The sequence below is a fragment of the Blautia sp. ZXY-1-C6 genome (genome assembly GCF_056339875.1).
This window is the reverse complement of record NZ_JBWJVQ010000228.1, coordinates 1-10,620: the sequence shown is the minus strand read 5'-3', so window position 1 is coordinate 10,620 and position 10,620 is coordinate 1. Positions and strand designations below refer to the sequence as shown.

The following is a 10,620-nucleotide window of genomic DNA, read 5'->3' as shown; positions in this document are numbered from 1 at the left end:
GTCAGACCGGAATGGGACGGCAGAGCACTGCTTAGAATCTGCACGCAATGGCTGCTCTGGAACTTATGAGCAATATCTCTATGTCCGTCGTCGGCATGCTTTATAATACACAGCTTATGAAATATGCAGGAGAAGACGGGGTGACAGCCTACGGTACGATCATGTATGTGAATTTTATTTTTATTGCAATTTTCATTGGCTATGCAACAGGTGTTGCGCCGGTGATCAGTTATCATTATGGTGCCGGGAATACAAAAGAACTGAAAAGTTTGCTGAAAAAAAGTTCTGCATTGATTTTGATTTCATCTGCGTTGATGTTTGGAGTATCAGAACTTATGGCAAAGCCACTGGCAGGTATTTTTGTAGGATATGACGCAGCATTGCTGGATATGACTGCGCATGGTTTTTCAATCTATGCAGTTTCCTTTATCTTCGCAGGGATTGCCATATTTGGCTCCGCTTTCTTTACAGCCCTCAATGATGGACTTACATCGGCAGTCATTTCATTCCTCAGAACACTTTTGTTTGAATGCGCTTCCGTAATGATCCTGCCGCTGATTCTTGGGCTTAATGGAATCTGGTGCTCGATTGTTGTAGCAGAGTTCATGGCAGTGGTGGTAACTTTGATATTTCTTGTGGTTAAACGTAAAAAGTATGGATATTGGTAAAATGAAATAGAGTATCTGGATTATATAATCGGCATATGGGTGACCAAGACTTAAAATATTTCTCCAGTTTGTTCTATAATATGCTATACTAGTTTTAGTTAAAACTCAGGGAGGCGGTAAGATGACTAAATTAGGTCAGATGTTAGTTGATGATGGGTACAAGCGTGGAAAAATTCAGGGAGCACTTTTATGTGGAAAAACGCCTGAGGAAGTAGCAGAAATGTTTGATATTTTGTTACAAGAAGTGTTAAAAGTGAAAGAGAATGAAAAAGATATGAAAAAAGCTTGAGTCATAGACTTATATTTATATACTATTTAGAAAAAATTTCACACGGGAAAATTCTAGAAGAAACGGAATTACAGAGAATTTTAAGGTAAATGAATCGTAGATTGACAAAAACATACATTTCAGTGTATACCAAAGACAGAAAATGGCTTTGGAGGATATGGAGTAGTGGATGCAAAAAAGTTTGGAGCATTTATTTCAGAGAGAAGAAAAGAACAGCACATGACACAGGCTGGCCTTGCCGGAAAAATCGGAGTGACAGATAAGGCAGTCAGCCGTTGGGAGAGGGGACTTGGTTTTCCGGATATTAATACTATGGAGCCGTTGGCAACTGCGTTGGGGGTATCACTTTTGGAACTGATGAAATCAGAGATAATATCAGAAGAGGTTCAGATGAAAAAAGATGAGTCAGCAGAGAAAAAATATACATCTGCAGAAGTGACAGAGATGATGTACTCAATGGAAGAAATACGAAAACAGCAGCAACGGCAGGATAAAATAGCAGGTTATCTGGCGATACCGGTAATGCTGATAGTTGCTGCTATTTTTAAACTCTCAGGTCATGCAAATTTTGGCGGTGCGGTGTTTGCAGGGCTTCTGGGGGCTGGCGCCATTGTCTGCGTATATTATCTTTGGGAGAATCGAGAAGATAAGGAAAGCAGAAAAGTTTATGGATTTTTTACAATTGTTATGACAGGTATATTTCTTATACTTTGTTCTTCTATGATTCCTGATGGATTCTGGGAACATCATAAGCAGGAAGCCACCCTTATCACGTGCGTTGTGAATCTAGCAATTGTAGTATATATGTTTGGATTGGTGATAAAGAAAATAAACAGGGAGAAAAAGAATCCGGCAATTATTATGGTTGTTGTAGTATTGGAGCTTGTGTTAGTGATGTGGATTTTGCAGAGCTTTGCTGCCAGATCAATAGAAAATGCTGATGGAACCAGTAAGGGTGTTGTAGCAGAGCAGTTTGCGACGCAACTGTTGCTTAATGAAAAAGATGTCGAAGAAGACTGGATACGTGGATATAATTATGTTCAGATTGATTTACATCCGGATGTCTATCGTGTAGGTTTCACTTATTATGCAAATCAGAAAGATGTAGAAATAGGAAAAGAAAGTGTGTATGGTTATGATATTCAGGTGGATTCCGAGTATATGATTACGATAAAAGAAAAAAGTGTTGCAATCGGCGAGGATTTGTGGAGCAAAAATACAGAGGTACGGAAAATAAAAATACAATGAAGAAAGGCAGGAATGAAACATGACAGTATCAGAAGTTATAAAGAAAATGGTAGCATATTCAGAAGGGAATCTCCACGATATCAATCACTTCATGAAGGTATATGCCTACGCAAAAACAATCGCAGAGGGCGAAAATCTGAATCCGGAGCTGCAGAAGCTGGTGGAGGTGACAGCAGTTGTGCATGATATTGCCTGTCCTCTCTGTAGAGTGAAATACGGAAACACCAACGGCAAGCACCAGGAAGAAGAAAGTGCGGCACTGTTAGAAGAATTCTTCAAGGATTCAGACCTGCCAAAAGAATTTACAGACAGAGTTTCTTATATTGTAAGTCATCACCATACGATAGACGGAATAGATGGCATTGACTATCAGATCATGATAGAAGCTGATTATCTGGTTAATGCAGACGAAAGCAATTTCTCCGGCAATAATGTAAGAAATATGCTGGAAAAAGTATTCAAAACAGAGACAGGAAAATTTTTACTGAAGTCTATGTATCAGAAAAGGCTGGATTCTGCAGAAGAGAAATAGCAGTAGTTATAAAATTTTATATGACAATTACTGAGAAAGCTGTCACAAAAAAAGTGGCAGCTTTTTGAAACTTTTCATTGCATTTCCCCATCTAATAAGTGTAAAACAAAAACAATAAAACTTCATTCGAATGAAAACCATTTACAGAAACATATAAGCAAGGAGGATCAGCATTTGATACAGTTGGTAAAACGTTCCATTTCAGGAGATGCGGATGCATTTCTGGAACTGATGGAAAAGAATTCTCTGGCAATGTACAAGGTGGCGCGGGGAATCCTGGATAATGATGAGGATGCCGCAGATGCCATGCAGGATACCATACTTACCTGCTTTGAAAAAATACATACACTGAAGAATCCGGAATATTTTAAAACCTGGATGATCCGTATTCTGATCAATGAATGCAATAAAATCCACAGACACTACAAAAATTTCAGCAGAGCTGAAGAACTTCCGGAAGTCCCCGGACAGGATATGTCCATTGAGGAATTTGAGTTCAAGGAAATGCTTGGAATGCTGGACGAATCCTACAGGATTATACTGGTTCTGTATTATGTAGAGGGATTTCGGATCGCAGACATTGCTTCTATATTAAATATGAATGAAAACACCGTAAAAACCAGACTGGTCAGAGCCCGTATGCAGCTAAAGCAGGAATATACTTCAGCAGAAGATAATATTCAGAAGAAGAGACTGCAGCAGAAAAAAAGAAAAACAGAGAATTCACAGGTATAGCAGAAGGTTTGCAGAATATCAGAATGAAAATCTGAGAACAGGATCAGTAACAGCAGGAAACATAACAGTAAGTTCAAGAAAGGAATGAAGTGCTCATGGCGAAGAAGTTGGATTTTGATAAAGAAAAGAATAACAGAAATGACAATGTGATAGAGGAAATCATGCAGGCAGACTTTCCGTTGCCAAAGCAGGCAGAAGATGCAAAAAACGAAGCATTTTCCAGAATCAGAGAAATGGCAGCAGCTTCTGGACATACGGAAAATACAGAGAATATGGTGCAAAGATTACAGGAGAAATCAACAGGAAGTTCCGGAAAGAAATCCACAGGAACAGCAAAATCGCACAAGAAATTCAAAACAGTATACAAAACAGCTTTGGGACTGACTGCAGCTGCAGCTGTATTTTCAACAGTATGTATCACAAATCCGGCATTTGCAGAGAACATCCCTCTGGTTGGAAATGTATTTAAGCAGCTCGGTAATTCCATGGGATTTTATGGTGATTATTCGAAATATGCAAAGCAGTTGACAGATTCTGCAGAAGATGCAGAGTTGGCAGATACTAATGAAAGTCAGGAGGACGGAGGTAATCCTCAAAGTGCTCAGGCTGAGGATCAGAATACAACAGAAAATAACAATGCAGATAAAACGAAAGACAATGAATCATACAGTAAAACAGTAGATGGAACAACTGTCACGCTTTCAGAAGTATACTGTAATGAAATGGCTCTGTACCTGTCCATGACAATCCATACAGAGGATAAATTCCCGGATACATTCATTACATCTGATGGAAAACCCAATATTAAGCTCAGCGAGAATTCTACAGTGAAATATGATTACATGGATGAAAAAAGTAATCTGTTCAATGCTTATCTGGATGGAAAAATGCTGGATGATAACACCTATGCAGGAGTTTTGCGTATTCCTGTAGAAGATATGACAGTGGATGATGCAGGATGGACAAAATTTTATGAGGTGCGTAACGCATTTTTCAAAGAAAAAGGGATTGATGTAGATTCTGAGGACTTTAGTTTTGACAAGTTAGCCCAGACACTGGGAATGGATGAATACAGTGATGAGAACCTTCCTCAGGTGGGAGGTCCGGCAATCAGCGATTATGTCAAAGACATCAAGGTACCTGACAGGTTTGCCATGGAGCTGGATCTGAAAGATATTGTGGGTACTCTTCCGGATGACCAGGATACTACCCCGGATATCCCTCAGGATCTGCGGGATGAATATAATCAGAAAATGGCAGAGCATGGAATCAGCACAGATGATGCAGATTATGAGAGCCTGACAGAAGAACAGAAGGATCTGGAACATCAGTTTTTCACTGAGATGTGGAATGAGTATTTTGAACGGTATCCTGAGGCAATTGAAGGTAATAACAGATATAACTCATGGACACTGAAGGGTGACTGGAAGTTCAACGTAGATGTAGAGAAAAATACTTCCGATACGGTTAAAAAGGATGTAAATGTGGTAGATGAAAATGGAGATGGTGTTCTCTCCATTACGAAAACACCATTTGAGATCACTATGAAAATGCAGGATCCGGAAGCAAAGTATTTTGCAGTTATGCTGGATGCCAATGGAGATATCATGCCATATGGAGGCGTGTCAAACAGCAATAACACATATGCGATACAGGACAGAGACATTTCCACTGTATATATTTATCTTTGTGACTACTATGAGTATATGGACGAGCTGAAAGGCTACTACTGGTCCGATGACTACGAAGAAAAAGCAAAGACCAAGACTTTCAAACAACTCCTGGATGAGCGTGCAGTTGCCAGCGCAGAAGTGCATTTTGATACAGATAAATAATGATGTTAGGGTCAAAAGGTATTTTGCCCCTAACCTGATATCAAAAAATAAAGTATCATAACTGAGACAGCATCTTTCCAATTTTCTACAGAAAGATGCTGTTTTAATTATTTTGAGAAAAAAGGTCAGAAAAACAGTAGAATCTGAGCCAAGTTAATGTTACAATGTAGGCGTCTCAAAAAAGAGTGCAGAAGGGAGCCAAAACAAAATGGACTACGCAAAAGAATCTTTAAAAATGCATTATGACTTAAAAGGTAAAATTGAGGTTGTATCAAGAGCCAAAGTAGATTCCAAAGATGCTTTAAGCCTTGCTTACACACCGGGTGTTGCTCAGCCTTGTCTGGAGATCCAGAAGGATGTAAACAAGAGTTATGATCTGACAAGACGCTGGAATACAGTTGCTGTTGTAACAGACGGAACTGCGGTACTTGGACTGGGAGATATCGGACCGGAAGCTGGTATGCCTGTTATGGAAGGTAAATGTGTACTCTTTAAAGAATTTGGCGGTGTAGACGCGATTCCGCTCTGCGTCCGCAGTAAAGATGTTGATGAGATCGTTAAGACAGTAAGCCTTCTGGCCGGATCCTTTGGAGGAATCAACCTTGAGGATATTTCCGCACCGAGATGTTTTGAAATCGAAAAGAAACTGAAAGAATGCTGTGATATTCCGATCTTCCACGATGACCAGCACGGAACAGCAGTTATCACACTTGCAGGTGTTATCAACGCATTGAAACTGGTTGGCAAGAAGCTTGATGAAGTGAAGATCGTTACTTCCGGAGCAGGTGCTGCAGGTATCGCTATCATCAAACTGTTAATGTCCATGGGACTTAAGAATGTAATCATGACAGACAGAAAGGGTGCGATTTACGAAGGCAGAGAAGGATTAAACCCGATCAAAGAAGAGATGGCTAAGATCACAAACTTCAACAAAGAGAAAGGTACTCTTGCAGAAGTGATCAAAGGCGCAGACATCTTCATCGGTGTATCCGCACCTGGAACACTGACACAGGATATGGTCCGCACAATGGCAAAAGATCCTATCATCTTTGCATGTGCAAACCCGGTACCTGAAATCTTCCCTGACGAAGCAAAAGCAGCAGGCGCAGCAGTGGTATCCACAGGACGTTCTGATTACCCGAACCAGGTAAACAACGTACTCTGCTTCCCGGGACTTTTCCGTGGTGTACTGGACGCAAGAGCATCAGATGTTAACGATGAAATGAAAGTTGCAGCAGCATATGCAATTGCAGGTTTGGTAAGTGACGAAGAATTAACAGCGGAATATATTCTTCCGGCAGCCTTTGACCCACGCGTAAAAGACGCTGTAGCTAAAGCTGTAGCAGAAGCAGCAAGAAAATCAGGCGTAGCAAGGATTTAAGCAAATAGAATAATGAAGCCCTCTGTTTTCATGTGAGCAGCATGCAGACGGAGGGCTTTTTGCATAATATTTAATCTGACCTCTAAAAAATTCAAAAAATTGGTCATTGAAATAATGACACATTTCACGTATGATAACTTCAACATATTGATGCGTCAAAATATAAAAAATCTGATAGTGAAAATCAAACAGGCAATCTGGCTTATTGATATGGGCCTTCTATCAGATCATATGAGAGGGGACAGTTATTATGAATACTCAGAACAGCACAATTACAAAACTTGCAGAGACAGCTCTTATGGCTGCGTTATGCTATGTATCTTTTACATTCCTGCAGATTAAGATCCCTGTACCGGGCGGTGATGCAACATCCATCCATATCGGAAATGCATTCTGCGTACTGGCAGCACTTCTGATCGGCGGTGTATACGGCGGATTATCCGGTGCCATCGGAATGGGAATCGCAGACCTGATGGATCCTGTATATATCACAGGCGCACCAAAGACATTTGTACTGAAATTCTGTATTGGCCTGATCACAGGTCTGGTAGCACATAAGATTGCAAAGATTAATGAAAGTACAGATAAGAAATACGTTTTCAAATGGAGTGTGATTGCCTCTGTAGCAGGTCTCGCGTTTAATGTTGTGGCAGATCCGATCGTAGGATATTTCTACAAACAGTATATTCTCGGACAGCCTCAGGAACTGGCACAGGCACTTGCAAAAATGAGTGCTGTAGCGACATTATTCAATGCAGTTGTTTCGGTGATTCTGGTAGCAGTGATCTACAATGCAGTACGTCCGGTACTGATCAAAAGTCATCTGCTTACAGTTACCGGTAAGAAAAAAGAACAGGCAGCATAAACGGAAACAAAATGAATAAGACATAATAAAACAGCATTTCGGGTGCAGAACCTGAAATGCTGTTTTATTATGTTACAGGAAATTATTCCGTAATGTTCTGCGCAGAAGTTTTTACTTGTCTGACGAAGGAAAAACATGCACAAGCCATAGGATACAATTCAAAGAGTATGCACTTTTTTGACCTCAAAGTAGCACTTTTTTGGACATAGTGTAATAAGATAGAAAAAATAAATTGTGCATATTTAACAAATGACGAAAAAGAAAGATAAAAAAATTCAAACTTATGCGAAAAAGGTATTGCTATTTCAGAAACAAAGTGGTATTATACAACTATCAAAAAACCTTATGCGCAAAAGGTAAAAAGAAACAGTTAAAAAAATGACGAGGTGACGAAAATGAAGAAAAAAGTATTTGCAACACTTTTAGCAGTATCTATGATCGCATCAATGGTTCCGGCAGCAGTATCCGTACAGGCAGCAGACGGTGACAGCATTCGTCTTGTAAACGGTAAGATCGAAGTTGACGCTCAGTTAAAGAAATTAGCTGAGATGTATGAGAAAGAAACAGGAACTAAAGTAGAAATCGAATCCATGGGCGGTGGAATCGATATTCAGGGTACTCTGAAAGGATACTATCAGTCAGATAATATGCCTGACATCTTCGTAAACGGTGGTGCTACAGACTTCGCTAACTGGACAGACCTTTTAGTAGATATGAGTGATCAGGAATGGGCTTCTGACACAGATGCAGCTTATGTTGATGAAAAGCAGGGTACAATCGGTTTCCCATATACAACAGAAGCAATCGGTCTTGCTTATAACAAAGACATCCTTGACAAAGCAGGAATTGATCCTTCTACATTAACAGGTCCTGATGCAATCAAAGAAGCATTTGAGACAATTGATTCCAAGAAAGATGAGCTTGGACTGACAGCAGTTGTAGGTTATGCAGCAGAACCAGTTAACCTTTACTGGTCAACAGGTAACCACTTATTTGGAAACTATCTGGATTCAGGTCTTGACAGAGATGACACTACTTATATTGATATGCTCAATGATGGCGGTAAGGTTGACGAAGATCGTTTAACAGATTTCGCTAACTTTGTAGGTCTTCTGAATCAGTATTCAGATCCGGCACTTCTTGTATCCGGTACATATGATCAGCAGATCCTTAACTTCTCATCTGGTAAATATGCATTCGTTACTCAGGGCTCCTGGATCGGTGCAACTATGACAGGTGATGATGCAGATGCTTATAAAGAAGCTGGTAATTTCGAAGTTGGTATGATTCCATACGCATTTGAAGATGGAATTGATACAATCCTTACAAACTCTCCATCCTGGTGGTCAGTATATAAAGATGGTAATGTAGAAGCAGCAGAAGCATTCCTTCAGTGGCTGACAACAGATGAAGCTCAGGAAGTTCTTGTTAAAGAAGCTGGTTTCGTAAGCCCGTTCAAGTCCTGCACAATCGTTGGTGATGATCCATTTGCTCAGACAATCACTGATTATGTATCTGCTGGAAAGACATCTGCTTGGCATTGGTTAGAGCAGAAAGAAGGACTTGCACAGAACTATACAGGTCAGGTATTTGCTGACTATGCATCTGGCAGCCTTGATGAAGCCGGATTCGTTAAGACACTGGAACAGGTTATCCAGGGTGCATACGCAAACTAATAATTGAAACTTATGGGCGGCGCTTATGTTGCCGCCCACTTTTATTTGCGCTGCATACCTGAGTAAAGGTCCGGCAGACCTTTATTCAGGTACGCAAAAAAGTCTAAGACACATTGATTTTTGCTTTGAAATAAAAAATAGGAAGGATGAGGCAAAATGAATACAAACAGTGCTAGTAAAAAAGCAATTTCCATGGTATGCTTGATCGCCGGTATTATTTTACTGGCAGCATCATTAATCCAGGATATTTCCGGAAGCGGAGCTGGCTGGAGAGGTCCGGCGCTGATCATTGGTGCAATCGGCATTTTACTGGGAATGTATTTATTCCCGACATTAAAACATCACAGAAGCATCGTTAACTTTATATTTGTATTTCCATTGTTATTTACATTTGTAGTAACAGTTATTATTCCATTATGCCTTGGTGTGTTTTATTCCTTTACAGACTGGAATGGAATCAAGATGACAGGATTTGTAGGATTTACAAACTATAAGGCAATGTTCAATGAACCAAGTTTTCTCTGGTCACTGATCATCACAATTCTGTTTGTAGTTCTGAACATGGTTCTGGTAAACGTAGTAGCGTTTATGCTGGCCTTACTCTGTACCTCTAAGGTTAAGGGACTCTCATTCTTCAGAGCTTCCTATTTCCTGCCAAACCTGATCGGTGGTATCGTACTTGGTTATGTATGGCAGTTCGTATTTAATAACGTACTGATCAAGATGACAAATAATATTTCACTTCTGTCAAAGACAAACACAGCTATGATGGCTATCATCGTTGTTTATATCTGGCAGTATGCAGGTTATATCATGCTGATCTATGTAACAGGTCTGACACAGGTACCTAAAGATGTACTGGAAGCATCTCAGATCGATGGCGCAAATGCTGTTACAACATTATTTAAGATCAAGATTCCGATGATCGCAGCTACAATTACAATCTGTACATTCCTTACCTTAACATCTGCATTCAAACAGTTCGATGTTAACATGGCTCTGACAAATGGTACAGGTTCTGTCACAAGTTTCTTCGGAAACTATCTGACAAACGGTACTCAGATGCTGGCTCTGAATATTTATAATACAGCGATCTCCAAGAACAATTATGCACTTGGTCAGGCGAAAGCTATTCTGTTCTTCATTATCCTGGCTGCTGTATCTATTATTCAGGTTAGAATTTCCAATAAGAAGGAGGTTGAAATGTAATGGTTACGAAGAAAACTCCAAAGGTAGTGCTTACAGCTGTTGCGATTGTTATCGCAGCGTACATATTATCTCCTTTCTATCTGGTACTTATTAATACATTTAAGAATGCAAACGGTATTGTTGCCAACCCTGTAAGCTTTGCAGGTGCAAGCTTTGCACAGTTTAAGACAAATATTTCAAAC

At 39.9% G+C, this 10,620-nt stretch carries 10 protein-coding genes and 1 pseudogene; all 11 read left to right on the top strand.

Annotated elements, in window-relative coordinates; all coding sequences use genetic code 11:
• Positions 1-47 precede the first annotated feature (47 nt).
• Positions 48-668, top strand: a complete 621-nt coding sequence (locus AC075J_RS14130; RefSeq protein WP_476390448.1) for an MATE family efflux transporter — start codon at positions 48-50, stop codon at positions 666-668.
• A gap of 121 nt (positions 669-789) precedes the next feature.
• Positions 790-957 (top strand): hypothetical protein, encoded by a 168-nt coding sequence (locus AC075J_RS14125; RefSeq protein ID WP_022379826.1) that lies wholly within the window; start codon positions 790-792, stop codon positions 955-957.
• 165 nt (positions 958-1,122) lie between these two features.
• Complete coding sequence (locus AC075J_RS14120) at positions 1,123-2,205, top strand: helix-turn-helix domain-containing protein (protein WP_118331402.1); 1,083 nt, start codon at positions 1,123-1,125, stop codon at positions 2,203-2,205.
• Between the two features lie 19 nt (positions 2,206-2,224).
• Complete coding sequence (locus tag AC075J_RS14115; RefSeq protein ID WP_055053475.1) at positions 2,225-2,737, top strand: HD domain-containing protein; 513 nt, start codon at positions 2,225-2,227, stop codon at positions 2,735-2,737.
• Between the two features lie 174 nt (positions 2,738-2,911).
• The gene (locus AC075J_RS14110; RefSeq protein WP_472253987.1) at positions 2,912-3,472 is read left to right on the top strand and encodes an RNA polymerase sigma factor; all 561 of its coding nucleotides are present in this window, start codon (positions 2,912-2,914) and stop codon (positions 3,470-3,472) included.
• Positions 3,473-3,567: 95 nt separating this feature from the next.
• Entirely contained in the window at positions 3,568-5,307 is a 1,740-nt protein-coding gene (locus tag AC075J_RS14105) for a DUF4179 domain-containing protein (RefSeq protein ID WP_022380864.1), read from the top strand.
• A gap of 208 nt (positions 5,308-5,515) precedes the next feature.
• Positions 5,516-6,688, top strand: coding sequence for an NAD(P)-dependent malic enzyme (locus AC075J_RS14100; RefSeq protein WP_019160940.1), 1,173 nt, complete (start codon positions 5,516-5,518; stop codon positions 6,686-6,688).
• A gap of 250 nt (positions 6,689-6,938) precedes the next feature.
• Entirely contained in the window at positions 6,939-7,553 is a 615-nt protein-coding gene (locus AC075J_RS14095; RefSeq protein ID WP_008705795.1) for an ECF transporter S component, read from the top strand.
• 434 nt (positions 7,554-7,987) lie between these two features.
• Positions 7,988-9,229 carry an ABC transporter substrate-binding protein gene (locus AC075J_RS14090; protein WP_416386421.1) on the top strand — a complete coding sequence of 414 codons (1,242 nt, stop codon included), beginning with the start codon at positions 7,988-7,990 and terminating at the stop codon, positions 9,227-9,229.
• Positions 9,230-9,385: 156 nt separating this feature from the next.
• Positions 9,386-10,438, top strand: a complete 1,053-nt coding sequence (locus AC075J_RS14085) for a carbohydrate ABC transporter permease (RefSeq protein WP_022380862.1) — start codon at positions 9,386-9,388, stop codon at positions 10,436-10,438.
• A pseudogene (locus tag AC075J_RS14080) lies at positions 10,438-10,620 on the top strand (carbohydrate ABC transporter permease); the annotation flags it as partial. The gene AC075J_RS14085 and the pseudogene AC075J_RS14080, both read left to right, overlap by 1 nt.